26 protein-coding genes and 1 pseudogene are annotated in these 25,726 nt (G+C 62.2%); 12 read left to right on the top strand and 15 right to left on the bottom strand.

What is annotated here, in order from left to right:
• Positions 1-13 precede the first annotated feature (13 nt).
• The 5 genes from metW to U5A08_RS27800 form a co-directional block, all read right to left on the bottom strand.
• A complete protein-coding gene (metW, locus tag U5A08_RS27820) occupies positions 14-634 on the bottom strand; it encodes a methionine biosynthesis protein MetW (RefSeq protein ID WP_247407941.1) in 621 nt (206 codons plus the stop codon).
• Between the two features lie 7 nt (positions 635-641).
• Positions 642-1,781 (bottom strand): homoserine O-succinyltransferase MetX, encoded by a 1,140-nt coding sequence (metX, locus tag U5A08_RS27815; RefSeq protein ID WP_321849384.1) that lies wholly within the window; start codon positions 1,779-1,781, stop codon positions 642-644.
• Positions 1,782-1,885: 104 nt separating this feature from the next.
• A complete protein-coding gene (locus tag U5A08_RS27810; protein WP_247407939.1) occupies positions 1,886-2,473 on the bottom strand; it encodes a YggT family protein in 588 nt (195 codons plus the stop codon).
• A 39-nt stretch (positions 2,474-2,512) separates the two neighbouring features.
• The gene (gene proC / locus U5A08_RS27805) at positions 2,513-3,331 is read right to left on the bottom strand and encodes a pyrroline-5-carboxylate reductase (protein ID WP_321849381.1); all 819 of its coding nucleotides are present in this window, start codon (positions 3,329-3,331) and stop codon (positions 2,513-2,515) included.
• 33 nt (positions 3,332-3,364) lie between these two features.
• Positions 3,365-4,051: a YggS family pyridoxal phosphate-dependent enzyme gene (locus U5A08_RS27800; RefSeq protein ID WP_253399929.1), complete on the bottom strand. Its 687-nt coding sequence runs from the start codon at positions 4,049-4,051 to the stop codon at positions 3,365-3,367.
• A gap of 57 nt (positions 4,052-4,108) precedes the next feature.
• On the opposite strand from U5A08_RS27800, the gene U5A08_RS27795 reads away from it, so the two are divergent.
• The gene (locus U5A08_RS27795) at positions 4,109-5,143 is read left to right on the top strand and encodes a type IV pilus twitching motility protein PilT (RefSeq protein ID WP_321849379.1); all 1,035 of its coding nucleotides are present in this window, start codon (positions 4,109-4,111) and stop codon (positions 5,141-5,143) included.
• A 77-nt stretch (positions 5,144-5,220) separates the two neighbouring features.
• On the opposite strand, the gene U5A08_RS27790 is transcribed toward U5A08_RS27795, so the two are convergent.
• A complete protein-coding gene (locus U5A08_RS27790; RefSeq protein ID WP_253399927.1) occupies positions 5,221-5,853 on the bottom strand; it encodes a C40 family peptidase in 633 nt (210 codons plus the stop codon).
• Between the two features lie 250 nt (positions 5,854-6,103).
• Between U5A08_RS27790 and U5A08_RS27785 the strand changes: the two genes are divergently transcribed.
• Positions 6,104-6,532 carry a TM2 domain-containing protein gene (locus U5A08_RS27785; protein ID WP_253399925.1) on the top strand — a complete coding sequence of 143 codons (429 nt, stop codon included), beginning with the start codon at positions 6,104-6,106 and terminating at the stop codon, positions 6,530-6,532.
• A gap of 133 nt (positions 6,533-6,665) precedes the next feature.
• Here U5A08_RS27785 and U5A08_RS27780 read toward each other — a convergent pair whose 3' ends face one another.
• From U5A08_RS27780 to gshB, 7 genes are all read right to left on the bottom strand, one after another.
• Positions 6,666-7,937, bottom strand: a complete 1,272-nt coding sequence (locus U5A08_RS27780; protein WP_253399923.1) for a dihydroorotase — start codon at positions 7,935-7,937, stop codon at positions 6,666-6,668.
• Positions 7,934-8,938, bottom strand: a complete 1,005-nt coding sequence (locus U5A08_RS27775) for an aspartate carbamoyltransferase catalytic subunit (RefSeq protein ID WP_247403688.1) — start codon at positions 8,936-8,938, stop codon at positions 7,934-7,936. The genes U5A08_RS27780 and U5A08_RS27775 overlap by 4 nt, the downstream gene beginning before the upstream one ends.
• Before the next feature lie 24 nt (positions 8,939-8,962).
• Entirely contained in the window at positions 8,963-9,469 is a 507-nt protein-coding gene (gene pyrR / locus U5A08_RS27770) for a bifunctional pyr operon transcriptional regulator/uracil phosphoribosyltransferase PyrR (protein ID WP_321849375.1), read from the bottom strand.
• Positions 9,470-9,553: 84 nt separating this feature from the next.
• The gene (gene ruvX / locus U5A08_RS27765) at positions 9,554-9,991 is read right to left on the bottom strand and encodes a Holliday junction resolvase RuvX (RefSeq protein WP_005792259.1); all 438 of its coding nucleotides are present in this window, start codon (positions 9,989-9,991) and stop codon (positions 9,554-9,556) included.
• A complete protein-coding gene (locus U5A08_RS27760; RefSeq protein WP_253399919.1) occupies positions 9,991-10,560 on the bottom strand; it encodes a YqgE/AlgH family protein in 570 nt (189 codons plus the stop codon). Before U5A08_RS27760 ends, ruvX begins: the two co-directional genes overlap by 1 nt.
• 197 nt (positions 10,561-10,757) lie before the next feature.
• Entirely contained in the window at positions 10,758-11,663 is a 906-nt protein-coding gene (locus U5A08_RS27755; protein ID WP_321849372.1) for a TonB family protein, read from the bottom strand.
• Between the two features lie 77 nt (positions 11,664-11,740).
• Complete coding sequence (gene gshB, locus U5A08_RS27750; RefSeq protein WP_253399915.1) at positions 11,741-12,694, bottom strand: glutathione synthase; 954 nt, start codon at positions 12,692-12,694, stop codon at positions 11,741-11,743.
• Positions 12,695-12,933: 239 nt separating this feature from the next.
• Here gshB and pilG point away from each other — a divergent pair, with 239 nt between their 5' ends.
• From pilG to U5A08_RS27720, 6 genes are all read left to right on the top strand, one after another.
• Positions 12,934-13,341, top strand: a complete 408-nt coding sequence (pilG, locus tag U5A08_RS27745) for a twitching motility response regulator PilG (RefSeq protein ID WP_003176671.1) — start codon at positions 12,934-12,936, stop codon at positions 13,339-13,341.
• 46 nt (positions 13,342-13,387) lie between these two features.
• Positions 13,388-13,759 (top strand): twitching motility response regulator PilH, encoded by a 372-nt coding sequence (pilH, locus tag U5A08_RS27740; protein WP_253399913.1) that lies wholly within the window; start codon positions 13,388-13,390, stop codon positions 13,757-13,759.
• Positions 13,760-13,771: 12 nt separating this feature from the next.
• The gene (locus U5A08_RS27735) at positions 13,772-14,296 is read left to right on the top strand and encodes a chemotaxis protein CheW (RefSeq protein WP_247403676.1); all 525 of its coding nucleotides are present in this window, start codon (positions 13,772-13,774) and stop codon (positions 14,294-14,296) included.
• Positions 14,293-16,344, top strand: coding sequence for a methyl-accepting chemotaxis protein (locus U5A08_RS27730; RefSeq protein ID WP_253399911.1), 2,052 nt, complete (start codon positions 14,293-14,295; stop codon positions 16,342-16,344). Before U5A08_RS27735 ends, U5A08_RS27730 begins: the two co-directional genes overlap by 4 nt.
• A 163-nt stretch (positions 16,345-16,507) precedes the next feature.
• The gene (locus U5A08_RS27725; protein ID WP_321849370.1) at positions 16,508-22,327 is read left to right on the top strand and encodes an Hpt domain-containing protein; all 5,820 of its coding nucleotides are present in this window, start codon (positions 16,508-16,510) and stop codon (positions 22,325-22,327) included.
• Complete coding sequence (locus U5A08_RS27720) at positions 22,320-22,775, top strand: chemotaxis protein CheW (RefSeq protein WP_247403045.1); 456 nt, start codon at positions 22,320-22,322, stop codon at positions 22,773-22,775. Before U5A08_RS27725 ends, U5A08_RS27720 begins: the two co-directional genes overlap by 8 nt.
• A 141-nt stretch (positions 22,776-22,916) precedes the next feature.
• Here the strand turns inward: U5A08_RS27720 and U5A08_RS27715 are convergent, their stop codons facing one another.
• Positions 22,917-23,210: a HigA family addiction module antitoxin gene (locus U5A08_RS27715; protein ID WP_321852290.1), complete on the bottom strand. Its 294-nt coding sequence runs from the start codon at positions 23,208-23,210 to the stop codon at positions 22,917-22,919.
• Positions 23,211-23,686: 476 nt separating this feature from the next.
• On the opposite strand from U5A08_RS27715, the gene U5A08_RS27710 reads away from it, so the two are divergent.
• Positions 23,687-24,103 (top strand): hypothetical protein, encoded by a 417-nt coding sequence (locus tag U5A08_RS27710; protein WP_321849368.1) that lies wholly within the window; start codon positions 23,687-23,689, stop codon positions 24,101-24,103.
• 56 nt (positions 24,104-24,159) lie between these two features.
• Positions 24,160-24,261: pseudogene (locus U5A08_RS29995) on the top strand (DUF6124 family protein); the annotation flags it as partial.
• Between the two features lie 173 nt (positions 24,262-24,434).
• Here U5A08_RS29995 and U5A08_RS27705 read toward each other — a convergent pair.
• On the bottom strand, positions 24,435-24,653 hold the full coding sequence (locus U5A08_RS27705; protein ID WP_253399899.1) for a hypothetical protein: 219 nt from the start codon (positions 24,651-24,653) through the stop codon (positions 24,435-24,437).
• Between the two features lie 103 nt (positions 24,654-24,756).
• Here U5A08_RS27705 and U5A08_RS27700 point away from each other — a divergent pair, with 103 nt between their 5' ends.
• Complete coding sequence (locus tag U5A08_RS27700; RefSeq protein WP_321849366.1) at positions 24,757-25,197, top strand: group II truncated hemoglobin; 441 nt, start codon at positions 24,757-24,759, stop codon at positions 25,195-25,197.
• Positions 25,198-25,239: 42 nt separating this feature from the next.
• Positions 25,240-25,620 carry a rhodanese-like domain-containing protein gene (locus U5A08_RS27695; RefSeq protein ID WP_321852289.1) on the top strand — a complete coding sequence of 127 codons (381 nt, stop codon included), beginning with the start codon at positions 25,240-25,242 and terminating at the stop codon, positions 25,618-25,620.
• The last annotated feature ends 106 nt before the right edge of the window (positions 25,621-25,726 follow it).

Genomic DNA, 25,726 nt, shown 5'->3' with positions numbered 1-25,726 from the left:
TCCTCGAAAATAGTTAGACGGCGATCTTGTGGTCCGTCAGGCCCGGGCTGCTGACCCGGTAAATCCCGATTTCACCCAACAGGTTGGGCCATAGTTTACTCGCCCAGCCGTGGCGGTGCTGTTGATCGACGGCAAGGCGGTTGATCACCTTGGCTTCCCGCTCGCTACACAGGGCTTCGAAGTCTTCGAAGGTGCAAAAGTGGATGTTCGGTGTGTTGTACCACGTGTACGGCAGGAAATCCGAGACCGGCATGCGGCCCTTGGTGGCCAGGTACCAGCGGCAGCGCCAGTGACCGAAGTTGGGGAAGGTGATGATGCACTGGCGGCCGACGCGCAGCATTTCGTCGAGGATGCGGTCCGGGTAATGCACCGCTTGCAAGGCCTGGGTCATCACCACGACGTCGAAGCTGTTGCTGGCAAAGTTGCCCAGGCCCTTGTCCAGGTCCTGCTCGATCACGTTGATGCCCTTGGCCACGCACTGGGCGATGTTGTCCGGGTCGTTTTCCAGGCCGTAGCCGGTGACTTGCTTGTGGTCGCGCAGCCAGCTCAGCAGTTCGCCATCGCCGCAGCCAAGGTCGAGCACGCGGCTGCCGGCGGGTATCCAGTCTTGGATGATTTCCAGGTCGGCTCTCATGGCGTTCTCACAAAATTATGCGGTTCATGTAGTTACTGAACGCCTGCAGATAACGAGGGATCGGGATCAGGAAGGCGTCGTGGCCTTGCGGAGCATCGATTTCCAGGTAGCAGACGTCTTTCTTCGCCGCCATCAAGGCATCCACCAGTTCCCGCGAGCGGGCTGGCGAGAAGCGCCAGTCGGTGGTGAACGACATCACGCAGAACTTGGCCGACGCGCCCTCGAAGGTTTTCGCCAGGTCGTCGTCGAAGTTGGCCGCCGGGTCGAAGTAGTCCAGGGCCTTGGTCATCAGCAGGTAGGTATTGGCGTCAAACCGCCCGGAGAACTCTTCGCCCTGATACCGCAGGTAGCTTTCCACCTGGAACTCGACGCTGTGGAAGTCGTAGTTGAGCTTCTCGCTCTTGAGGCCACGGCCGAATTTCTCGCCCATGGAGTCGTCGGACAGGTAAGTGATATGCCCGACCATCCGCGCCAGCATCAAGCCGCGCTTGGGGATCACGCCCGCTTCCTGGAACGAACCGCCGTGAAAGTCCGGGTCGGTCAGGATCGCCTGGCGCGCCACTTCGTTGAAGGCGATGTTCTGCGCCGACAACTTGGGGGCCGAGGCGATGGCCAGGCAATGGCGCACGCGATCGGGGTAAGTGATGGTCCACTGCAGGGCCTGCATGCCGCCGAGGCTGCCGCCGATCACGGCGGCCCATTGCCGGATGCCCAGCCGGTCAGCCAGACGCGCCTGGCTGTGTACCCAGTCTTCCACGGTCAGCACCGGGAAGTCGGCGCCGAAGGGCTTGCCGGTTTCCGGGTTGAGGCTGCTGGGGCCGGTCGAGCCGTTGCAGCCGCCGAGGTTGTTCAGGCTGACCACAAAGAATTTGTTGGTATCGATGGGTTTGCCGGGGCCGATGCAGCTGTCCCACCAGCCGGGCTTGCGCTCGTCGACGCTGTGGAAGCCGGCGGCATGATGATGGCCGGACAAGGCGTGGCAGATCAGCACGGCGTTGCTCGCCGTGGCGTTCAACTGGCCGTAGGTTTCATAGATCAGGTCGTAGGCTGGCAGCGAACGGCCACAGGCCAGGGCCAGCGGTTCGCTGAAGTGCGCCACTTGGGGTACGACCAGTCCAACAGAATCGGGGGGGAAGGCAGCTGGCATCGACCCTGCTCTCGTTTAAATGAGGCGTAAGTCTAAAGACCGCTGCCCCTAGCGGCAAGCAAAGGCCGGAGGTTATCCGGCCCTGACACACCAGCGGGGTTGAATCAGATCAGCCCGAACAGCTCTTTGGGCATGAACGCGTAGAACGCAAGGCGCGGGATCACCCAGCTTTGCAGGAGCTGGATCGCGATAAACGCGAAGATCGGCGAGATATCCAGGCCGCCCAGGTTGGGGATCAAGCGGCGGAACGGCGCCAGCACGGGTTCGGTGATCTGGGCGACCAGTTCGGCCCCGGGGCTGCGGCTGCCGGGTGCGACCCACGAGAGGATCACGCTGATGATCATCGACCAGAAGATGATCTTTAAAAACAGCGAGAAAACCCCGATCAGCGCCCATGGCAACAGCAGGAGGGTCAAGGCCTGGTAGCCACTGAGCGTCAGGATCACCGCGAACAGCAGGATCTGCAGCAGCAGCGCCAGTACCAGCGAGGACATGTCCAGCCCAAACAGGCTAGGGATCACCCGGCGCAAGGGCTTGAGCAACGGCTGGGTGGCCTTCACCACGAACTGGCACAGCGGGTTGTAGAAGTTCGCCCGCACCAATTGCAGGATAAAGCGCATCAGCACGATCAGCAGGTACAGGCTGCCTAGGGTCTGGATGATGAAAATGGCAGCGTCATTGATTCCGAGCATGTTCGATTCCTATCTAGTCCTGTTGCAGGTTGGGGACGACTATTTGCCCAGTTGCTCGGCCATCTCGGCCGAACGATGTGCCGCGGCACCCAGTGCTTTTTCCACCAGGGCTTCGAAGCCCCCGGCCTGGAACGATTCGATGGCGGCTTGCGTGGTGCCGCCGGGGGAGGTCACGCGGCGGCGCAGCTCGGCGGCATCCACATCGCTGGACACGGCCATCTGCGCGGCGCCCAGGGCGGTTTGCGCGGCCAGTTGCTCGGCGATGTCCTGGGACAGGCCCAGTTTCACGCCGGCGGCGGTCATGGCTTCGATCAGCAGGAAGAAGTACGCCGGGCCGCTGCCGGAGACGGCGGTCACTGCGTCCAGTTGCTGCTCCTGTTCCAGCCACACGGCGAGGCCTACGGCGGACAGCAGCGTCTGAGCCTGGTCGCGCTGTTCGGCGCTGACTTCGGCGGTTGCATACAAACCGCTCACGCCTTTGCGCAGCAGCGCCGGGGTGTTGGGCATGCAGCGCACGATGGGCTGGGCGCCGAGCCAGTTGGTCATGCTGGCGCAGGTGATGCCGGCGGCAATGGACACCACCAGTTGGTGCGGCTGCAGGCTCGGGCGCAGGCTTTCGCACACGGCCTTCATGGCTTGCGGCTTGACCGCCAACACGATCACGTCGACGCCCTGGATGGCCTCGGCGTTGTCGGCAAAGGTGTCGATACCGTGCTCGGCGCTGACGCGGGCGCGGGTTTCGGCGCCGGGGTCGCTGGCACGGATCTGTTGGGCTTGCAGGCCCTTGGCCCGCAGGCCGCCGATCAGGCTGGCCGCCATGTTGCCGGCGCCGATAAAGGCAATACGCGTGTTGCTCATGACAGGTCCTTATTCAGTGGGAGGTCAGCCATTTCACGGCTGGCCGTAGTCGCGGGCGCCAAACAGGGCGGTACCGATCCGCACCCAGGTGGCGCCTTGGGCGATGGCCGACTCAAGGTCGTGGCTCATGCCCATGGAAAGTGTGTCGAGCGGCAGGTTCAGGCTGGCCTGCAGGTCGCGGACGGTGGCGAAGGCTGCGTCCTGTGCGGCGCGGTCTTCCGTCGGCTCAGGGATCGCCATCAGGCCACGCAGTTTTACGCGCGGCAGGGCGCTGATCGCTTGGGCCAGGGCCGGCAGGTCGGCGGGTGTGCAGCCGGACTTGCTGGCTTCGCCGCTGACGTTGACCTGGATGCAGATGTTCAACGGCGGCAGGTCGGCCGGGCGTTGTTCAGACAGGCGTTGTGCAATTTTCAGACGGTCCACGGAGTGCACCCAAGCGAAGTTCTCGGCGATCGCGCGAGTCTTGTTCGATTGAATGGGGCCGATGAAGTGCCAACTCAAGGGCAGGTCGGTTAATTCGGCCTGTTTGCCCAAGGCTTCCTGCAGGTAGTTTTCGCCGAAATCACACATCCCGGCGGCATAGGCTTCGCGCACGGCTTGCGCGGGCTTGGTCTTGCTCACGGCCAGCAGGTGGATGCTGTTTGCGTCACGTTGCACGGCGTCGGCTGCGGCGCGGATGCGCTGGCTAACCAGGCCAATGTTGTCTGCTATCGTCGACATTCAGGATGCGCCCGTGGATATGGAGTCCGCGGCATTCTACTGGAAATGGAAAGCCCTATGGATATCACTGAATTACTCACGCAAAGCGTGCACCGAGGCGCCTCCGACCTGCACCTGTCGGCCGGCCTGGCGCCGATGCTGCGGGTGGATGGCGAGGTATGGCCCCTGGATGGGCCGGCGCTGTCAGCCACTCACGTGGCCGATTTGCTCAGCCCTTTGCTCAACCGCTATCAACAAAAGGATTTCGAAACATCTCTTGAAACCGATTTCGCCTTCGAACTGCCCGGCGTGGGGCGATTCCGGGTGAACGTGTTCCAGCAGGCGCGCGGCATAGGCGCGGTGTTTCGCAGCATCCCCGCGCAGGTCCAGAGCCTGGAAAGCCTCGGGTTGGGCGCGGTGTTCCAGCGTATCGCCCAGTTGCCGCGCGGCCTGGTGCTGGTGACCGGGCCCACCGGGTCGGGCAAGTCCACCACCCTGGCGGCGATGGTCGATCACCTCAACCAACATCGGCGCCAGCACATCCTCACGCTGGAAGACCCCATCGAATTTATCCACCAACCCAACCGGTCTCTGATCAACCAGCGCCAGGTGCATCGCGACACCCAGAGTTTTTCGGCAGCCTTGCGCTCAGCGCTGCGGCAAGACCCGGATGTGATTCTGGTGGGGGAGCTGCGTGACCTGGAAACCATCCGCCTGGCCCTGACGGCGGCTGAGACCGGGCATCTGGTCTTCGGCACCTTGCACACCGCGTCGGCGGCCAAGACCGTGGATCGCCTGGTGGACGTGTTCCCGGCGGGGGAAAAGCCCATGGTCCGCTCGATGCTCTCGGAGTCGCTGCAGGCGGTGGTGTCCCAGGTGCTGGTCAAGAAGATCGGCGGTGGGCGCGTGGCGGCCCATGAGGTCATGCTGAGCACGCCGGCCATTCGCAACCTGATCCGCGAAGACAAGGTGGCGCAGATGGTCTCGGCGATGCAGACCGGCGGGGCGTTGGGGATGAAGACGCTGGATATGAGTTTGAAGGCGTTGGTCACGGAGGGCGTGATCAGCCGGGAAGAGGCGCGGGAGAAGGCGAGGGTGCCGACAGACATATGAGATCTTGTGGGCAATGAAATCAAATGTGGGAGGGGGGCAAGCCCCCTCCCACATTGGTACTGTATTCCAGCTTCAGATCAGCGTTGGACGATCCGCAGGTTGTTCTGTTCTTTCGGCAGAACCCGCTTGGCGATCACGTAGTTCTTGTCCCAGAACGGCTTCTTCAGCGTATCGATGCTGACCGACTTGCCACGACGCGGTGCGTGGATAAAGCGGTCGTTGCCCAGGTAGATGGCAACGTGGTTAACCTGGCGGCTCTTCAATTTGAAGAACAGCAGGTCGCCCGGTTTCAAGTCCTTGCGATCAACCTTCTGCCCGTGGCCGGCGGCCATGGCGTTGGAGGTGCGCGGTAAATCCACGGCGGCAACGTTGTTGAACGCATATTTCACCAGGCCGCTGCAGTCAAAACCTTTACTTGGGCTGCTGCCGCCCCAACGATAAGGTGTACCGAGCACATTAACGGCGCGGCTGAGCACGGCGCTTTGCTTGGTGTTGCCTGCCATCAGGCCGGGTGCTGCCTTACCGTGGGCCTTGCTCAGTTGAGTCGGGCGGCTGACGGTGGGCTTTACGGATTTGGCCGTGCTGGGCGTGCTGTGAACTTTAGGGGTGAAACCGTTGACGTTAGGAAGTCGTTGCTCACGATTGGTGGCGTGGGCGGCCAGTGGCATTAATAGGCAAATGGTTAGCCATGTCTTGAAAAATGGTCGCATTAGGCGTGGCTCTTATGGGTTTGCGCGCAACTTTATAACAGCTTTTTGTGTCGTTCTCAGGCCGTTTGTCGACTGAACCTTGGGGTCAAACTCAGGAAATGCGCGACGAATCGCCGCAATTGTCCTACACAAGTCAGGTGGCATAAGGCTTTCAGGGGAGGGAAGATACCATCGGCCATACGTCGGGCGCATGTAAAAAAGTCACAAAGAAAGTGAAAAAATTTATCTATCGCAGCCAAAGAGGTACTCCATGAACACCTATCGACAGGATGTTTCGCAGCAAGACACCCACAGCAAGGTGATCGGTTACCTGCTCTGGATTTTCGGTTTTACCGGAGCGCATCGCTTCTATTACGGCAAGCCCGTCACCGGGACGATCTGGTTTTTTACGTTGGGCTTGTTGGGGATTGGCTGGCTGATCGACTTGTTCCTGATTCCGGCCATGGACCGTGAAGCCGACCTGCGTTTTACCGCCGGCCCGATCGAATACAACGTGGCCTGGATCCTGTTGGCGTTTCTCGGGGTGTTCGGTGTACACCGGATGTACCAGGGCAAATGGATCACTGGCCTGCTCTACCTGCTGACCGGCGGCCTGTTTCTGCTGGGGGTGCTGTATGACTTCTGGACGTTGAATACGCAGATTTCGATCCGTAACGCCGAGCTAAGAGGCGGGCGCTGATCTCTCAAGCTCTATAGAGAACCTAATGTGGGAGGGGGCTTGCCCCCGATAGCAGTGGGTCAGCTACAGATAAGCTGACTGGTCCACCGCCATCGGGGGCAAGCCCCCTCCCACATTTTTTACCGAGCCCGCTTTAGGCCCGGTAGCTGATGCGTCCGTCTACCAGCGTGTAGCGCACGCTCGCCGGCAGGCTATGGCCGATGAACGGGCAGTTCTCGCCCTTGGACAGCCAGTGCTCACCGGCAATCGTCGAGCTGGCTGGATCGAACAGCACCAGATCCGCGGCGGCGCCCACAGTCAACTTGCCCGCCGGTAGGCGCAAGGCTTCGGCAGGGCCGGTGCTCAGGCGTGCCAGCAGCGTTGGCAGGTCCAACAAGCCATCCTCTACCAGCGTCATTGCCAGCGGCAGCAACAGCTCGACGCTGCTGATACCCGGCTCGGTCGCGCCAAACGGTGCCAGTTTGGCATCGCGCTCGTGGGGTTGGTGATGGCTGGAGATCGCCGACACCACGCCGGACTTCACCGCGGCACGCAAGCCGTCGCGGTCGGCACGGGTGCGCAGCGGAGGTTGTACGTGATACAGGCTGGAGAAGTCGATCAGTGCCTCGTCCGTCAGGATCAACTGATACAACGCCACGTCTGCCGTCACCGGCAAACCGCGGGCCTGGGCCTGGGCGATCAGGGCCACACCGCGGGCGCTGGTCAGTTGGCTGAAGTGCGCACGCACGCCGCTTTGTTCCACCAGCAGCAGGTCGCGGGCCAGGGCCACGGTTTCAGCGGTCTCCGGGATGCCCGGCAGGCCGAGGAAGCTGGCCACGGCGCCTTCATGGGCCAGGCCGCCTTCGGCCAGGTCGTGGTCCTGGGAGTGGAAGATCACCGTCAGGTCGAAGGTGGCCGCGTATTCCAGGGCACGGCACAGCGTGCGGGTGCTGCGGAAGCTCTCCAGGCCGTTGCCGAAGGCCACGCAACCGGCATCGCGCAGCGCGATCAGTTCGGCCAGTTGTTCGCCTTCCAGGCCTTTGCTCAGGGCGCCGATGGGGAACACTTTGCAATTGCCGGCTTCGCGGGCGCGGTCGAGGATCAGCTCGGTCACCGCCGAGGTGTCCAGCACCGGCTTGGTGTGCGGTGGGCAGCACAGGCTGGTGACGCCACCGGCGGCGGCGGCGCGGGTTTCGCTGCTGATGTTGCCTTTGCGGCTGTAACCCGGCTCGCGCAGGGCGACGTTCAGATCGACCAGCCCAGGCGCGGCCACCAGGCCCTTGGCGTCGATGGTTTCAGTGGCATTGAAAGCGCTGGGCGCGGCGCCGATGGCGATGATCTTGCCGGCTTCCAGATGAAGATCGGTGACTTGATCCAGGCCACTGGCCGGATCGATGACGCGGGCGCCGAGAATGCTGAGCTTCACTGGGCCTTCTCCTGCTCGAATTGACGTTGCGCGGTTTGCCCGCTCATGGCCATGGACAGCACTGCCATGCGCACGGCGATGCCGTAGGTCACCTGGTTGAGAATCACCGACTGGTTGCCGTCGGCCACTGCCGACTCAATCTCCACCCCTCGGTTGATCGGCCCCGGGTGCATCACGATGGCATCCGGCTTGGCCCCGGCCAGGCGCGTGGTGGTCAAGCCGAACAGGCGGTAGAACTCGCCTTCGCTCGGCAACAGGCCACCGGACATGCGTTCGCGTTGCAGGCGCAGCATGATCACCACGTCCACATCCTTGAGGCCTTCGGTCATGTCGGTGTAGACCTTCACGCCGTACTGCTCGATGCCGACGGGCAGCAGGGTTTTCGGCGCGATCACGCGGATATCCGGGCAGCCCAGGGTTTTCAGGGCCAGCATGTTCGAGCGCGCGACCCGCGAGTGCAGGATGTCGCCGACGATGGCCACCGAGAGGTTTTCAAAGCTGCCCTTGTGCCGACGGATGGTGAGCATGTCGAGCATGCCCTGGGTCGGGTGGGCGTGACGGCCGTCGCCGCCGTTGATGATCGCTACCTGCGGGCACACGTGCTCGGCGATGAAGTGCGCGGCGCCGGAGTCGCCGTGGCGTACCACGAACATGTCGGCTGCCATCGCTTCGAGGTTGCGCAGGGTGTCGAGCAGGGTTTCGCCCTTGCTCGCCGACGAAGTGGACACGTTCAGTGTGATCACGTCGGCCGACAGGCGCTGGGCCGCCAGTTCGAAGGTGGTGCGGGTGCGCGTGGAGTTCTCGAAGAACACGTTGCAGATGGTTTTGCCGCGCAGCAGCGGGACTTTCTTAACCGCGCGACCACCGACTTCGAGGAACGAGTCGGCGGTGTCGAGGATTTCGGTGAGCAGCTCACGGGGCAAACCGTCGAGGGACAAGAAGTGTTGCAGTTGGCCCTGAGCATTGAGCTGCAGCGGGCGCTTGGCATCTAGAGGCGTCATCGCGGGGACTCTTTACAAGGCGGTTTAAAGGGCAAGGTCTTGCAGTTCGAGTACGAGCGGCGTGGGACCGGACAATTTTACCCGCTGCTGGGCTGAAAGCGACAGGGTGGCGCCGACCACATCCGGGCTGATCGGCAGTTCGCCGGCGTCCAGGTCCAGCAGGCAGACCAGGGTCACACTGGCGGGGCGGCCGTAGTCGAACAACTCGTTCAGCGCGGCGCGGATGGTGCGGCCGCTCATCAGTACGTCGTCGATCAGCACCAGGTGCTGGCCTTCGATCTCGAACGGCAGGGCCGACGGGCGTACTTGCGGGTGCAGGCCGTTCTGGCTGAAGTCGTCGCGGTAGAAAGACACATCCAGCGTACCCAACGGCGACTCGTTGCCCAACTCTTCCAGCAGCGCCTGGGCCACCCACACGCCGCCGGTGCGGATGCCGATGAAGCGCGGCTCGCTGATGGCACGGTGTTTCAGGTGGGCCTTGAGGCGAATCGCCATCTGGCTGATCAGTTCGGCGGGGTTTGGCAGGCTCATGGTCGCTCCTTCAAGGCCTTGCGCGGCAGGGGTTGCCTGCAAGGTCCGGGCTCAAACGTAAAAAGACGCGGCAAGCCGCGTCAGTCAGGATTCAAATAATGCGGTGTTTTCATCCAGCCAACCCTGCAACAGCAAGGCCGCGGCGATGGCGTCCACCGGGTTGTCGCGGTAGCTGCCTTTCTGCCCGCCACGGTCGCGGCGCTCACCCTTGGCCTCGAAGGTCGTCAGGCGCTCATCGTGGGTATAAAAGGGCAGGTTGTAGCGGCCATTGAGGCGGCGCGCGAACTTTTCGGCGCGCAGGCACATGTCGCTGGGGGTGCCGTCCATGTTCAAGGGCAGGCCGACCACCACCGCGTCGGGTTTCCACTCCTTGATCAGGGCTTCGACCTGATTCCAGTCCGGTATGCCGTTCTGGGCTTTGAGGGTACACAGCTCGCGGGCCTGGCCGGTGATGACCTGGCCGACTGCCACGCCGATCTGTTTGGTGCCGTAGTCAAAGCCGAGGATCAGACGCAAGGCCATCAGGCGTGCCCCGCCTGGCTGGTCAGCAGGCTGAGGTTGACCCGCAGCTTGGCAGCCGCTGCGTCCAGGCGCAGTTCGCAGGCGGTGTTGAACAGAATGTCGGCATCGTAGGGGCAGGTCAGCCAGGCGTTGCTGGCCAGTTCGGCCTCCAACTGCCCGGCTTCCCAACCGGCGTAGCCGAGGGCGATCACGCTCTGCTCGGGGCCGACGCCGTCGGCGATGGCGAACAACACATCCTGGGACGTGGACAGCGACACGCCGTCGAGGTCCACCGTGGCCTGGAACTTCGGCCCGGTTGGGTGCAGTACAAAACCGCGATCGGTCTGCACCGGCCCGCCGATATAGATCGGCACGCCCTGGCAACGGGCCGGCGGGTCGATCTCCGGGCGCAGTTGCTCAAGGATATCGGCCAGGTTCAGCTCCTGCGGGCGGTTCACCACCAACCCCATGGCACCATTGGCCGTGTGCTCGACGATGTAGGTCAAGGTCTGCGCAAAGTTCGGGTCGGCCATATGGGGCATGGCGATCAGGAATTGGTGCTTGAGGTAGGTCGGGCTGACATTTTTCATGTCCGCTAGTGTGGCGTTGGAGGGGCGAACTGACAAGCTGGGAGTGATCCGAATACAGCGCCGTCGGCTTTTCTGTAGGAGCGAGCTTGCTCGCGAAAAACTTGAAAACGACGCGGTTCTGCCTGGAGCGCTTCGTTATCGTTGAGGTTTTTCGCGAGCAAGCTCGCTCCTACAGTGATTGGTGTTGATTGGGGTTATCAATTGCTGGACAGGCGATCGCCCTTGGCAAACCGCCAGGTGCGGATGATTTCCAGGCGGTCCACGTCATTCAAGTCGCCGGTAAACGGGGCGAAGGGCGCGGCCAGGCGCACGATGCGCTGGGCGGCCTGGTCCAGCAACGGTTGGCCGGACGATTCGAGCACCTGCACTTCATATAACGTGCCGTCGCGGTTGATCGACACCAACAAGCGCAAATTGCCGTAAATCTGTTGGCGGCGCGCTTCGTCCGGGTAGTTGAGGTTGCCGATGCGTTCGACCTTCTTGCGCCACTCATCCTTATACCAGGCGCCTTTGTCGCGCATGGTGGACGCAGCGTTCAGGCGGTAGATGCGCGGGCGCTTGGCGTAGAGCTGTTGCTCATTGGCCAGTTCGGCTTCAAGGCTGGAAATCTGGTCGGAGAGCTGCGAACTGTCGAAGGTCGGCGCCGGCTTGACGGGCTCGGGTTGCGGCTCGGTCTTGGATTTTTCGCGTTGGGTCGGGGCTTTTTGCGGTTTCGGCGCGACGGTGGTCACCACGGGCTTGGGCGCGGTCTGCTTGACTTCGGGCTTGGCGGCCGGCGGCGGGGTGACTTTATTGACCTTGTTGTCCTGGAACGGCGCCACTTCGGTGGTCTTGGGCACGGCTTTCTTGTCCAGCGTGCCGCTGCCTTGCTGATTGTCCTGGGCGAGAAAATCGGCCTTCTCGGGCTTCTTTTCGCTCTTGAACGTGGCGAGGGTAATTTCCAGGGTCTTGGTGATTTGCTTGGGTTCGACCAGGGTGAAACCCACGCCGAGAATCAGCACCAGGTGAATCAATGCCGCGAGAAACAGGGTAAAACCGAGCCGATCAGCCGGGCGCACGCCGCTTGGGGAGGGTTCGAAGGGCAGATCGGACGGGAGCGTCATGACAAGAAAACCAACATCGCGCGTTTCACAGGTGGCGCATGATAACGCAATGTTGGTGGCTGTCCGGCTGTTCTATGTCACTTGGCTTGTAGCTTGCGTTCAATCGCGGCCATCAGCATTTCGCCGATGTTCGTGCCAAATGCATTGTCGATCTCGCGAATACAGGTCGGGCTGGTGACGTTGATTTCGGTGAGGTGTTCACCAATTACGTCGAGGCCTACAAACAGCAAACCTTTTTCCCGCAGCGTCGGGCCGACTTGGGAGGCAATCCAGCGGTCCTTGTCCGACAAAGGCCGGGCTTCGCCACGCCCGCCGGCCGCCAGGTTGCCACGGGTCTCGCCGGCTGCCGGGATGCGCGCCAGGCAATAATCCACCGGTTCGCCGTCGATCATCAGGATGCGCTTGTCGCCGTCCTTGATCGCCGGCAGATAAGCCTGGCCCATGATCTGCTGGGTGCCCAGGGCGGTCAGGGTTTCCAGGATCACCGACAGGTTCGGGTCGCCGGCGCGGTGGCGGAAGATCGAGGTGCCGCCCATGCCGTCCAGCGGCTTGAGGATCACATCGCCGTGTTTGGCGGCGAATTCACGCAGCACATCGGCGCGGCGGCTGACCACGGTCGGTGGCGTGCAGTGCGGGAAGAGCGTGGCGAACAGCTTTTCATTGCAGTCGCGCAGGCTCTGCGGCTTGTTGACGATCAGCACGCCGGCGCGCTCGGCCTGCTCGAGCAGGTAGGTGGAGTAGACGAACTCCATGTCGAACGGCGGGTCCTTGCGCATCAGGATCACGTCCAGGTCGCTCAGGGGGCTGTCGATTTCGTCTTGCAGCTCGAACCACTTTTCAGGGTTGGCAAACACCTCGAGCGGACGCATCCGCGCACGCGCCTGGCCGTCGCCCTGGTAAAGATCACGCTGTTCCATATAGAACAGGCTCCAGCCGCGGGCCTGGGCGGCCAGGAGCATGGCCAGCGAGCTGTCCTTTTTATAGGAAATGCTGGCGATAGGGTCCATGACAATGCCGACGCGAACGCTCATGGGGGATTTCCTCTAGCAAATTAGGGCGCATAAAAGTGGCGTCAGAGTGGCGCTGCGGCTGTTGTGGGTCAAGGAAAAACCACCTAGCGGGCCGCTCGATAGATTGCTCCACGAGACTGTGCTAAAAAGACTGCCACGGTGCAGTGGCCCTTGAATTCCAAGGCTTCTGGCGCTCATTCTGGGCAGTATCAGGCAGTACACACCGAAAACCGATTCGCTGTGGCGATGGTAGAGCAGATATGGAACAGCATTCCAACGCCTTGAGAGTGATGGTGATCGACGATTCGAAAACGATCCGCCGCACCGCCGAGACCCTGTTGAAGAACGTGGGGTGCGATGTCATCACGGCCATCGATGGTTTCGATGCCCTGGCCCGGATTGTGGATCATCACCCGCACATTATCTTTGTCGACATCATGATGCCGCGCCTGGATGGCTATCAGACTTGCGCCCTGGTGAAGAACAACCCGGCGTTCAAGTCGATCCCGGTGATCATGCTGTCCTCCAAGGACGGCCTGTTCGACAAGGCCAAGGGGCGCATCGTCGGTGTCGATCAGTTTTTGACCAAGCCTTTCAGCAAGGAAGAACTGCTGAGTGCGATCAAGGCCTACGTGCCCGGTTTCGCCGCAGTAGAACAAGCACACTGACGCAACCTCACAAGGGCGTGCGTCTACCAATGTAGTGGGGAAAACCATGGCACGTGTTCTGATCGTCGACGATTCGCCGACCGAAATGTACAAGCTGAGCGGCATGCTGGAAAAGCACGGGCACCAGGTCCTCAAGGCCGAAAATGGCGCCGACGGCGTGGCACTTGCGTCCCGGGAGAAGCCCGATGCGGTGTTGATGGATATCGTCATGCCGGGCCTCAACGGCTTCCAGGCCACGCGCCAGTTGAGCAAGCACAACGATCCGAGCATCAACTCGATACCGATCATCATCATTACCACCAAGGATCAGGAAACCGACAAGATCTGGGGCGAGCGCCAGGGCGCCAGGGATTACCTGACTAAGCCGGTGGACGAAGAAACCCTGATCGCCACCCTGAACAAGGTGTTGGCCGGCTGACGGCACGCCATCATGACCGAGTCACAGACCGCCTTCGAGCTGCTGCTGGACATCGACCGCCGCTGTCGCCTGCTGGCCGCCGACCTGCCATCCCAGGAAACCCGCCTGCAAGGCTGGAGCGGGATCGGCTTTCGCGTGGGCGAACAGTGGTTTGTCGCGCCCATGGGCGAAGTCGCCGAAGTGCTGCATGAGCCGCGCTGCACTTTAATGCCCGGGGTCAAGACCTGGATCAGAGGAGTCGCTAACCTGCGTGGGCGCCTGCTGCCGGTGATGGATCTCGGCGGTTTCCTCGGCCATGTGCTGCCCAAGACAGGTAAGCAACGGCGGGTATTGGTCGTGGAATACCAAGACATATTTATCGGGCTGTTGGTGGACGAGGTGGTGGGTATGCAGCATTTCGCACAAGACGCATTGTTGCCCAGCGCCCCCGCCTGCGCGTCCTTTATCCGCGGCCAGTTCGACGCTGATCAGCGCTGGCAGGTCTTCAGCCCCTTCGCTCTGGCGCAGGCCCCTGGCTTCATGGATGTTGCCGCATGACCACTGCTACCACGCCCAAACCCCAGGCGGTCTCGCGCAGCCGCTCGCAGATCATCGTGCTGTTTATTGCGCTGATCATATTCATCATGTTGCTGTTCGCCAACTTCGCGTACCTCAACACCCAGTCCACCTACGACAAGCAGTACATCGGCCACGCCGGTGAGTTGCGGGTGCTGTCCCAGCGTATCGCCAAGAACGCCACCGAAGCGGCCGCCGGCAAGGCCGCCGCGTTCAAGTTGCTGGCGGAGGCGCGCAATGACTTTGCCCGGCGCTGGGGTTACCTGAAGAAGGGCGACCCGGACACCGGCCTGCCCGCCGCGCCGAGTGCGGTACGTACAGAGATGCGGGCGGTGCAGACCGATTGGGAAGCGCTGCTGAAAAATACCGACGCGATCCTCGCCAGCGAACAGACCGTGCTGTCGTTGCATCAAGTTGCCGCGACCCTGGCCGAAACCGTGCCGCAACTGCAAATGGAATCGGAAAAGGTCGTGGATATCCTGCTGCAACGCGGCGCCCCGGCCAGCCAGGTGGCCCTGGCCCAGCGTCAGTCGTTGCTGGCCGAGCGTATCCTGGGGGCGGTCAACACCGTACTGGCCGGTGACGAAACTGCCGTGCAGGCTGCCGATGCCTTTGGCCGCGATGCCAACCGCTTCGGCCAGGTGCTCACCGGCATGCTCCAGGGCAACCCCGGGCTGCGCATCACCCAGGTCGAGGACCACGATGCGCGGGCGCGCCTGACAGAAATCGCCGAGCTGTTCGAGTTTGTCTCAGGCTCCGTGGACGAGATCCTCGAAACCTCGCCGCAACTGTTCCAGGTCCGCGCCTCGGCGAACAATATTTTCAACCTCTCGCAAACCCTGCTCGATGAAGCCTCGCTCCTGGCCACCGGCTTTGAAAACCTGGCCAGCGGGCGCAGTTTCGACACGATCGGCGGCTATGTGCTGGGCTTGCTGGCGCTGGCCTCGATCATCCTGATCGGCCTGGTGATGGTCCGCGCCACCAACCAGCAACTGCGGGAAACCGCCGAGAAGAACGAGCGCAACCAGAACGCGATCATGCGCCTGCTGGATGAAATCGAGGACCTCGCCGACGGCGACCTCACCGTCACCGCCTCGGTGACCGAGGACTTCACCGGCACCATCGCCGACTCCATCAACTATTCCGTGGACCAACTGCGCGACCTCGTCGCCACCATCAACCTCACCGCCGGCCAGGTCGCCGGCGCGGTGCAGGACACCCAGGCCACCGCCATGCACCTGGCGCAGGCCTCGGAGCACCAGGCCCAGCAGATCGCCGAGGCCTCCACCGCGATCGAACAGATGGCCCAGTCCATCGACCAGGTGTCGGCGAACGCCGCTGAGTCCTCGGCGGTGGCCGAGCGCTCGGTGGAAATCGCCAACAAGGGCAATGAAGTGGTGCACAACACCATCCACGGCATGGACAACATTCGCGAACAGATCCAGGACACCGCCAAGCGCATCAAGCGCCTGGGCGAGTCGTCCCAGGAGATCGGTGACATCGTCAGCCTGATCGATGACATCGCCGACCAAACCAACATCCTCGCGCTCAACGCCGCGATCCAGGCGAGCATGGCCGGGGATGCCGGACGCGGCTTTGCGGTGGTGGCCGATGAAGTGCAACGCCTGGCCGAGCGCTCGTCGGCGGCCACGCGGCAGATTGAAACCCTGGTGCGGGCGATCCAGGCCGACACCAACGAAGCGGTCATCTCCATGGAACAGACCACCACCGAAGTGGTGCGGGGTGCGCGGCTGGCCCAGGACGCCGGGGTGGCGCTGGAAGAGATCGAAGGCGTGTCGAAAACCCTGGCGGCGCTGATCCAGAGTATCTCCAACGCGGCGCAGCAACAGACGTCGTCGGCGGGGCAGATCTCGCTGACCATGAACGTGATCCAGCAAATCACCACCCAGACGTCGTCGGGCTCGACCGCCACCGCCGAGAGCATCGGCAACCTGGCGAAAATGGCCAGCCAGTTGCGCCGCTCAGTATCGGGCTTCACCCTCCCGGCGCCCAAGCAGGCTGATGATTGAAATGCAATCCAAATGTGGGAGGGAGCTTGCTCCCGATGACGGTGTATCAGTCACCTGATTCATTGACTGACCCACTGCCATCGGGAGCAAGCTCCCTCCCACATGTGATCTCTCTCTTTGTTTCAAGAACACCAGCAACTCATGAATTCTAAGCGGAGCAGTTATGGTTGATCGGCACGACTACGTGGCCCTCGAATGGGTCAAGGGCGACATTGCCGAAACCCTGAAACAGGCCCGTTCGGCGCTGGACGCGTTTGTCGAAACCACTGACAACGAGACCCTCGGCGACTGCCTGGCGTGCATTCACCAGGTGCATGGCGCGTTGCAAATGGTCGAGTTCTACGGTGCGGCGCTGCTCGCCGAAGAAATCGAAGCCCTGGTCCTGGCCCTGCAGGCCGGGCGCGTCAGCCAGCGCGATGAAAGTATCCGCCTGCTGCAACAGGCCCTCGGGCAATTGCCGCTGTACCTGGACCGCATCCACAGTGCCCGCCGCGACTTGCCGCTGGTGGTGTTGCCACTGCTCAACGACCTGCGCAGTGCGCGCGGTGAAAGCCTGTTGTCGGAAACCAGCCTGTTCAGCCCGCAATTGCTGTCGATTGCGCCGTTGCCCGAGGAGACGCTGGCGCAACGCGCGCCGCCCGACCTGAGCGATCAGTTGCGCCAGTGGCATCTGCTGCTGCAACAAGCCCTGGCCGGGTTGCTGCGCGAAGATCACGGCCCGAGCAACCTGGAGGACATGGCGCGGGTGTTCGCCCGCCTCGAAGCGCTGTGCCAGGGCGCGCCGCTGTTGCCGCTGTGGCAAGTCACCTCGGCGCTGGTCGAGGGCATGCTGACCGGCGTGATCGCCAACAGCCCGGCGCTGCGCAGCCTGCTCAAGGCCAGCGACAAACAACTCAAGCGCCTGCTCGCCCAGGGCATTGGCGGCATCAACCAGCCGGCGCCGGATGAACTGCTCAAGAGCCTGCTGTTCTACGTCGCCAAAGTCACCCGGCCAACGCCGCGCATGCAAAGCCTGAAAGAACGCTACGGCCTCGATGAAGCCTTGCCCGACAGCGCCGTGGTCGATGCCGAACGCGCGCGCCTGGCCGGGCCGGACCGCAATGCCATGGGCTCGGTGCTCGGCGCGTTGTGCGAAGAGCTGGTGCGGGTCAAGGAACGCCTCGACCTGTTCGTGCGCAGCGACCGTCAACACACCAGCGACCTCGAAGCGCTGCTGGCGCCGCTGCGGCAAATCGCCGACACCCTCGCGGTGCTGGGCTTTGGGCAGCCGCGCAAAGTCATCATCGACCAGCTTGCCGTGGTGTTGAGCCTGGCCCAGGGCCAGCGCGAACCCAACGATGCAGTGCTGATGGATGTCGCCGGCGCCTTGCTCTACGTCGAAGCGACGTTGGCCGGGATGGTCGGCACGGTCGAGCCGCAAGGCCGTGAAGAAAGCCGCCTGCCCACCACCGACCTGACGCAGATTCATCAGTTGGTGATCCGCGAGTCCTGCCAGTGCCTCAAGCAAGCCAAAGAGTTGGTGATCGACTGTATCGACGCCCAGTGGGAGCGCCAGCGCCTGGAATCCCTGCCGGAACTGTTGAGCCAGGTGCGCGGCGCCCTGGCGATGATTCCACTGCCACGCGCAGCGAGCCTGATGCGCGGTTGCACCGATTACGTCGATGAACAACTGATGATCAACGACGCAGTGCCGTCCGAAGAGCAGTTGGCGCATTTCGCCGACGTGATCAGCGGCCTGGAGTACTACCTGGAACGCATGCTCCAAGACCCCGACGCCGCTGGCGAACGGGTGTTGGAGTTGGCCACCGAGGGCCTGGCCGCGCTGGGTTACCTGCCGGCCGAAAAGCCCTGGCGCCAGGCGCTGGTGGCGCCGGACGGCGCGTTGTCGACGGAGATCGCGCCGAGCCAATCCCAGTTCGACGCGCTGGCCAATCCTGCTTCGCGCTTGAACCCGCCCGCCCTGCAACGCCCCGGCAGCCTGCTGCCGCCGCCAGCCGGTGAAGAGCCGATCGACGACGAACTGCGTGAAGTGTTCCTCGAAGAAACCGCCGAAGTCCTTGAGGTGCTGCACCACCATCTGCCGAGCGGCGTCGATAAAACCGCCCTCGGCGAAATGCGCCGTGCCTTCCACACCCTCAAAGGCAGTGGCCGCATGGTGCGCGCCCTGGTGCTGGCGGAACTGGCCTGGGCCGTGGAGAACCTGCTCAATCGCGTGCTGGAATGCAGCGTGGCCGCCGGCCCCGAGGTGCAACACGTGCTGGATGATGCGGTGGCCCTGCTGCCGGAATTGATCGCCGACTTCGCCGCCGGCGCCCAGCGCCAACGGGATGCGGTCGACGCCCTGGCCGCGCGCGCCCACGCCTTGGCCAGCGGTACCGCCGTGCCGGCCGCCGAACCCCATGACCCGATGCTGCTGGAGATCTTCCGCAACGAAGCCCAGAGCCACCTCGACAGCCTCAACCACTTCCTGCGCCAAGCCGCCGAGCATGTGCCGCTGCAAGTCAGCGATGAGTTGCAACGCGCCTTGCACACCCTCAAAGGCAGCGCCTATATGGCCGGCGTGCTGCCGATCGCCGAACTGGCGCGCCCGCTCGATCACCTGACCCGCGAGTACAAGGCCCACCGCCTGCCGCTGGACCTGGATGAAGTAGAGCTGCTGCTGGAGGCCGAGGATCTGTTCCAACGTGGCTTGCGCCAGTTGAACGGCGACCCGCTGGTACCGATCAAAGGTGCCGCCGACCTGATCGACCGCACCCAAAGCCTGCTCGATCATCAGCTTCAAGCCCAGCTCGACGCGCCGAGCACCGGCCTGCGGATCAAGCGTGATCCGCACCTGATCACCAACTTCCTGGCCCAGGGCATGGACATTCTGCTCGACGCCGAAAGCCTGCTGCGCCGCTGGCAACAACACCCTGGCGAACGCCAGGAACTGACCGCGTTGCTGGATGAATTGACCACGCTAGGGCAGGGCGCGCACCTCGCCGACCTGCACGCCATCGACGAACTCTGCGAAGCCTTGCTTGACCTGTACGGCGCCGTGGAAGAAAGCAGCCTGGCGGTCAGCGAGCAGTTTTTCCAGGAGGCCGAACAGGCCCACGAAGCGCTGATCAACATGCTCGACGAACTGGCTGCCGGCCAGGAAATCAGCCCGGCCCCGGCGCGCATGCAAGCCTTGCGCGAGCTGCTGGATGGCGCCCTCGACCCGTCCGCCACCGGCCTGATCAAAAGCGACGGCAGCCGTGCGCTGAGCATCTCCGAACTGGGCGCCGCGACGGCCCGGCTGGACCGGCACGCGGTGGTGGATGATGAGATCGTCGAGATCTTCCTCGAAGAAGCCGTGGATATCCTCGACAGCGCCGGGCAGTCCCTCAAACGCTGGCTGCTGGAACCCGAGGGCGTGGCGCCGTTAACCTCGTTGCAGCGCGACATGCACACCCTCAAGGGCGGCGCACGTATGGCCGAGATCGGGCCTGTTGGCGACCTGGCCTACGAGCTGGAAGGCCTTTACGAAGGCCTGGTGGACCGCCGCTACAGCTATTCCCATGAGCTGTCCCAGGTGCTGATGGCCAGCCATGAGCACTTGGCGTTGCAGTTGGACCAACTGCAACAGCATCAGCCGTTGAGCGACTCTAGCGAATTGATCGCCAGCGTCCGGGGATTGCGCCACAGCAGCCCGCCCGCGGCGCAGGCCGCTGCTGCGCAGACTTTGGGCATCGACCCGGAATTGCTGGATATCTTCCTCGAAGAAGCCGCCGACATTCTCGACAGCTCGGGGGCGGCGTTGCTGCGCTGGCAAGCTGAGCCCAACAACCGCCAGGAAGTCGAAACCCTGCTGCGCGACCTGCACACCCTCAAGGGCGGTGCGCGCATGGTCGAGATCGGCCCGATCGGCGATCTGGCCCATGAGCTGGAGTTTCTCTACGAAGGCTTGTCCTCCGGTTTGCTCGTGGCGTCCCCCGAGTTGTTCGCCTTGCTGCAAGGCTGTCACGACCGCCTGGCGCAAATGATCGACGCGGTGGCGGCGGGCTTGCCGGTGGGTTCGGTGGACAAACTCATCGAGCGCATCAAAAGCCTGGTCCACCCGAGCAAAGAGCCGGTGGTGCCGGTGGCATTAGTGACGGGCAAGGCCGAAACAGCCAGCGACCCGACCGCCGACATGGTGAAAATCTCCGCCGACCTGCTGGACGATCTGGTTAACCTGGCCGGCGAAACCTCGATCTTCCGTGGCCGGATCGAACAGCAGGTCAACGACGCGCAGGTTGCCCTCAACGAGATGGAGACCACCCTCGAGCGCATGCGCGACCAACTGCGCCGGCTCGACACCGAAACCCAGGGCCGCCTCTTCAGCCGTCAGCAGGCCGAAGCCGAGCGCCTGGACTACGAAGAATTCGACCCGCTGGAAATGGACCGCCATTCACAGTTGCAGCAACTGTCCCGCGCACTGTTCGAGTCCGCCTCCGACGTGCTCGACCTCAAGGAAACCCTTGAGCGCCGCAACCAGGATGCGCACGACCTGTTGCAGCAACAGGCGCGCATCAACACCGAATTGCAGGAAGGCCTGATGCGCACGCGCATGGTGCCCTTTGAACGCATGCTGCCGCGCCTCAAGCGCATCGTGCGCCAGGTCGCCCAGGAGTTGGGTAAGGACGTGGAATTCGTGGTCGGCAACGCCGAGGGCGAGATGGACCGCAACGTGCTGGAACGCATGGTCGCGCCGCTGGAACATATGCTGCGCAACGCCGTCGATCACGGCCTGGAATCCCGCGAGGCGCGGCTGCTGGCCGGCAAACCCGAGAAGGGCCGGGTCACCCTGGACCTGACCCACGAAGGCGGCGATATCGTCTTCGATCTGCGCGACGACGGCGCCGGCGTGCCCCTTGAGGCGGTGCGGCGCAAGGCGATCAAGCGCGGCTTGCTCGCTCCGGATCAAGAGATCAGCGACCGCGACGTGTTGCAGTTCATCCTGCAGCCGGGGTTCTCCACGGCGGAAAAGATCACCCAGATTTCCGGGCGTGGCGTGGGCATGGACGTGGTGCATGAAGAAGTGCGCCAGCTCGGCGGCTCGATGTCGATCGATTCGACGTCGGGGGCGGGCGTGCATTTTCGTATTCGCCTGCCGTTCACCGTTTCGGTCAACCGCGCGCTGATGGTGCAGTGCGCGGACGATCAATACGCGATCCCGCTCAACACCATCGAAGGCCTGGTGCGCGTGCTGCCCCATGAGCTGGAAGGGCACTATCAACTGGACCCGCCGCGGTATGAATACGCCGGCCAGCGCTATGAGCTGTTTTACCTCGGCGACCTGCTGCACACCGTCGCCCGCCCGAAACTGCTGGGCCTGTACCAGCCGTTGCCGGTGCTGCTGGTGCAGTACAACGAACGGCACGTGGCGGTGCAGGTGGACAGCATGGCGGGCACCCGGGAGATCGTGGTCAAGGGCTTGGGGCCGCAGTTTGCCGGGGTGAAGGGGCTCTCCGGGGCGACCATTCTCGGCGATGGCCGGGTGGTCTTGATCATCGACCTGCTCGCCCACATCCGCGCCCGGCAACCGGCGTTGCCGGCCCAGGTGGTGGACGTCCCGCTGCTGCTCAACGTCCCGCTGAAAAAGCGCCCGCTGCTGGTGCTGGTGGTGGACGACTCGGTCACCGTGCGCAAAGTCACCAGCCGCCTGCTCGAACGCAACGGCATGAACGTGCTCACCGCCAAAGACGGTATCGACGCCATGGCCGTGCTGGAAGAACACACCCCGGACCTGATGCTGCTGGACATCGAAATGCCGCGCATGGACGGTTTCGAAGTGGCCATCCGGGTGCGCAACGACCCACGGCTGATGCGCCTGCCGATCATCATGATCACCTCCCGCACCGGCCAGAAACACCGCGACCGCGCCATGGCCATCGGCGTCAACGACTACCTCGGCAAGCCGTATCAGGAGTCGGTGCTGCTGGAAAGTATCGCCTATTGGAGCCAGTCCCATGCTTGATCACCGCACCAGCCAACTCACCGGCCTGCTCCTGCCCCTGGCCGACCGCCACTTGGTGCTGCCCAACGTCGCCATCGCTGAACTGATCGACTTCCAGCGCGGCGAACCGGCCAGCGACGCACCGCCCTGGTATCTGCGGCAAGTGACCTGGCGGGACCGGCAATTGCCGCTGATCAGCTTCGAAGCAGCCTGCGGCGAAGCCAGCGTGACCGGCGAGCGTTCGCGCATCGTCGTGCTGAACGCCCTGGGCGGGCGGCCGTCATTGAAGTTCATTGCGATGGTGATCCAGGGGATTCCACGTTCATACAAGCTCGATAGCCAGTTGAGTTATGTGGATGTGCCACTGTGCGCGTTGGAGCTGGCGGCGGTGCAAGTGGGGGAACATGTGGCGAAGGTGCCGGATTTGATGGGGTTAGAAGCGCTGCTGGTCGAGGCTGGGCTGGCCTGAACATAAGCCTTGCGATGATCCCAATGTGGGAGGGGGCTTGCCCCCAATGGCGGTGTGTCAGTCTCAGTATCTGTAACTGAGCCACTGCCATCGGGGGCAAGCCCCCTCCCACACAGGTTAGCGCTCGTCTTCAGAGCTCAATCAAATTACCGGTTGCTCCCGATGCTCGGCCTGCCACAAGTCGCAGGCACTTTGCATCGATAACCAAAGCTGCGCGGTGCTCACGCCGGCTCGTTCCAACCTGACGGCCAGATCCGGACTGACCGGGGCATGACCATGCAATATCCTTGAGAACGTCTCACGGGCGAAGCCAAGGCGTCGTGCCATTTCGGTGATTGTGATGCCCAGGGCGGGGACCACGTCCTCAAGCAGAATTTCACCTGGGTGAGGGGGGTATGCATACCCATATCGAAACCTCTTGTCTGCCCGTGGCAAGATTCGGACGGAAAAGGCTAGAGAGGCGAGTTCCGAGCAACAACCTGAAAGACCTGTCGGAATATTCTGTGTGATGGGCCTGCTAACTACAGACAAGCCTGCTCATCACAGAAAGCTGTTTTGTCTTGAGTGTTGTGGGTGGCCTTCGGATTCTTCCTGCAAGACTTTGCGCCCTGCATGAACGTGTCGCGTGCGCTTTTCCAACCTTGTGAATGCGTTCCCAAACAGCGACTGATCACTCCCTTTTGGGAACCACTATTTAAAAGACACCACCGAACAAATGTGGGAGGGGGCTTGCCCCCGATGGCGGTGTGTCAGTCTCAGCCTCTGTAACTGAACCACCGCCATCGGGAGTAAGCTTCTGTCGGAATGGGATGTTGTTTATATAGGCAATTTCTTTACTTTGATTGGGCAGGTTTTCTGGCCTGAGTGGGATGCTAATTTCAGCGCCCCTCACTGCCAACAAGGACCGGCACATGGCCGTACCGTTAATGCCGCACCTCATGCGCGTTCTGTGCAATGGTCTACTCACTGTCTGCCTGATCTATATCGCGGGCAGTTGGATCATGTCGCCCGGGACACCGGATCTGGATGAGGTGGTGTTGAAACATTCCTTGGGCAACGGCACCTCGATCTACGGCGCACGGGATGGGCAGGGTGGTGCGACGGTGGGCTTTTCCTACAGGTACTACGTTCATAAGGACCTGGGGAGTGATCAGGAAATACTCACAGCGTTGGTGTCGGCTCATCCATTTCTGAAAACCAAAGAACCCGATGTGCAAGTAAGTGAGCATGAGGGCGTGCTTCGGTTGGATATTCAGGGGGGCGTGTATGAGTACAACAGCTACGCCCTCGAAGGTCTTGGAGCGGTCAAGGTGGTGATGGCGTTGTGATGAGCCAGCGTTCGGATTCTTCCTGCAATATTTTGCGCCCTGCATGAACGTGTCGCTCGCAGCGCGCAATCATGCTCGGAATCCAGCAAATGGCGGCGTTGGGGCAGCTGCTGGTCGACGGAGCGCTGGAGCAAGTCAGCCCTTCTCCAGCATCGTGAAGCGTTCCCAAACAGCGACTGATCACTCCCTTTTGGGAACCACTATTTAAAAGACACCACCGAACAAATGTGGGAGGGGGCTTGCCCCCGATGGCGGTGTGTCAGTCTCAGTATCTGTAACTGAGCCACTGCCATCGGGGCAAGCCCCCTCCCACACAGGTTAGCGCTCGTCTTCAGAGCTCAATCAATCCGCGCAAAACGCTCAATGACCGGTTGCTCTGGATGCTCAGCCCGACCCCTGACTGCCAACCACTGCCGTCATCGCCGATTGGCAGAGTATGTAGCTGCCAACGCATCTGCCATCTTCCTGCTCGAATATTTAAGTATTTGTTATCAATCAATAAAAAACACATTTCCGCTCTTGGCATGGCGCGTGCTAACTGCCTGGTCATGGCCCGTTCCGATAAGCGACGGCGGCGTCATCTGCCAATGGCAGTGCTGGGTGACGCATGCGCTTGCCGGCGGGATAAAGTTCCAACATTGAGTGCTGACGATATGACTGAACTATTGAGTACCGCACATAAGAACACCACCAGTACTTATCTCCAGTTAGGGGGAGAGGCGGGTATCCATAAACTGGTCGACCGTTTTTACGAACTGATGGAGGTGCTGGCCGAGGCGCGAATAGTGCGTCAGATGCACCCTCCGAGTCTCGCCGGCAGCGCCGACAGTCTATTCAAGTTCCTGAGTGGCTGGCTTGGCGGCCCGCCACTGTTCCATCAGGAACGTGGCCACCCTCGTTTGCGCATGCGACATGCGCCTTTTGCAGTCAGTGTTGTCGAGCGCGACGAATGGATGCTGTGCATGCGTCAGGCAATCAACGAGCAGGTGGATGACGCAGCCCTGAATGCGAAGCTGCAGCGCATGTTTTCCGAGATGGCAGACCACATGATTAATACCGATGGGCGCCGCGCAGGTGTTGCGGCGCCGCTTTGAACGTCGGGCCACTCTCCCAACTGGACGCTCCCAAATACCATGATTAAAACTGCCCACGATCTTGTAGTAGATGCTAAAGCCCGTATCGAAGAAGTTGCCATCGAAGACGTTGACCTGGCTATCCAGAATGCGGATGTACTGATTGATGTACGTGAAGCCGACGAGTATGCCGCAGGTCATATATCGGGCGCTGTGCATGCTTCGCGCGGAATGCTGGAATTTAAACTGACCAACGATACCGCGCTCAGTTCGCGAGACCTCAAGGTCGTGCTGTACTGCAAAACAGGTGGTCGCGCTGCGCTCGCGGCTGTATCGCTGCTTGATATGGGCTACCTGCACGTAACATCGATCACCGGAGGGTTCGACGCATGGGTGAGTGCGAAAAAGCCGATTGTGGTTCCGCATTTACCTCGCTTCGAGTAGCACCGTGGGCTGCTTTGGGGGGCATGTTGCTCCCCATTAGGCTTAACCCCGTGTTTGTTGCCGATTCATTACTCCAGCCGTAACGATCCGCCGCCCAGCTTGATTG

Origin of the sequence: Pseudomonas paraveronii, from assembly GCF_963681955.1 — a bacterium.
Classification (GTDB): Bacteria; Pseudomonadota; Gammaproteobacteria; order Pseudomonadales; family Pseudomonadaceae; genus Aquipseudomonas; species Aquipseudomonas paraveronii.
This window is presented reverse-complemented; position numbering and strand designations above follow the sequence as displayed.

Excerpts from the sequence above, each read along its gene's own strand:
- pilG (WP_003176671.1), top strand. The coding sequence starts at position 12,934 with ATGGAACAGCATTCCAACGCCTTGAGAGTGATGGTGATCGACGATTCG.
- ruvX (WP_005792259.1), bottom strand. The coding sequence starts at position 9,991 with ATGGCCTTGCGTCTGATCCTCGGCTTTGACTACGGCACCAAACAGATC.
- U5A08_RS27755 (WP_321849372.1), bottom strand. The coding sequence starts at position 11,663 with ATGACGCTCCCGTCCGATCTGCCCTTCGAACCCTCCCCAAGCGGCGTG.
- U5A08_RS27710 (WP_321849368.1), top strand. The coding sequence starts at position 23,687 with ATGGCCGTACCGTTAATGCCGCACCTCATGCGCGTTCTGTGCAATGGT.
- U5A08_RS27720 (WP_247403045.1), top strand. The coding sequence starts at position 22,320 with ATGCTTGATCACCGCACCAGCCAACTCACCGGCCTGCTCCTGCCCCTG.
- U5A08_RS27725 (WP_321849370.1), top strand. The coding sequence starts at position 16,508 with ATGGTTGATCGGCACGACTACGTGGCCCTCGAATGGGTCAAGGGCGAC.
- gshB (WP_253399915.1), bottom strand. The coding sequence starts at position 12,694 with ATGAGCGTTCGCGTCGGCATTGTCATGGACCCTATCGCCAGCATTTCC.
- U5A08_RS27705 (WP_253399899.1), bottom strand. The coding sequence starts at position 24,653 with ATGACCAGGCAGTTAGCACGCGCCATGCCAAGAGCGGAAATGTGTTTT.
- pyrR (WP_321849375.1), bottom strand. The coding sequence starts at position 9,469 with ATGAGCCTGCCAAACCCCGCCGAACTGATCAGCCAGATGGCGATTCGC.
- U5A08_RS27810 (WP_247407939.1), bottom strand. The coding sequence starts at position 2,473 with ATGCTCGGAATCAATGACGCTGCCATTTTCATCATCCAGACCCTAGGC.
- U5A08_RS27730 (WP_253399911.1), top strand. The coding sequence starts at position 14,293 with ATGACCACTGCTACCACGCCCAAACCCCAGGCGGTCTCGCGCAGCCGC.
- U5A08_RS27795 (WP_321849379.1), top strand. The coding sequence starts at position 4,109 with ATGGATATCACTGAATTACTCACGCAAAGCGTGCACCGAGGCGCCTCC.
- U5A08_RS27700 (WP_321849366.1), top strand. The coding sequence starts at position 24,757 with ATGACTGAACTATTGAGTACCGCACATAAGAACACCACCAGTACTTAT.
- metW (WP_247407941.1), bottom strand. The coding sequence starts at position 634 with ATGAGAGCCGACCTGGAAATCATCCAAGACTGGATACCCGCCGGCAGC.
- U5A08_RS27735 (WP_247403676.1), top strand. The coding sequence starts at position 13,772 with ATGACCGAGTCACAGACCGCCTTCGAGCTGCTGCTGGACATCGACCGC.
- proC (WP_321849381.1), bottom strand. The coding sequence starts at position 3,331 with ATGAGCAACACGCGTATTGCCTTTATCGGCGCCGGCAACATGGCGGCC.
- pilH (WP_253399913.1), top strand. The coding sequence starts at position 13,388 with ATGGCACGTGTTCTGATCGTCGACGATTCGCCGACCGAAATGTACAAG.
- U5A08_RS27800 (WP_253399929.1), bottom strand. The coding sequence starts at position 4,051 with ATGTCGACGATAGCAGACAACATTGGCCTGGTTAGCCAGCGCATCCGC.
- U5A08_RS27785 (WP_253399925.1), top strand. The coding sequence starts at position 6,104 with ATGAACACCTATCGACAGGATGTTTCGCAGCAAGACACCCACAGCAAG.
- U5A08_RS27790 (WP_253399927.1), bottom strand. The coding sequence starts at position 5,853 with ATGCGACCATTTTTCAAGACATGGCTAACCATTTGCCTATTAATGCCA.
- U5A08_RS27760 (WP_253399919.1), bottom strand. The coding sequence starts at position 10,560 with ATGAAAAATGTCAGCCCGACCTACCTCAAGCACCAATTCCTGATCGCC.
- metX (WP_321849384.1), bottom strand. The coding sequence starts at position 1,781 with ATGCCAGCTGCCTTCCCCCCCGATTCTGTTGGACTGGTCGTACCCCAA.
- U5A08_RS27775 (WP_247403688.1), bottom strand. The coding sequence starts at position 8,938 with ATGACGCCTCTAGATGCCAAGCGCCCGCTGCAGCTCAATGCTCAGGGC.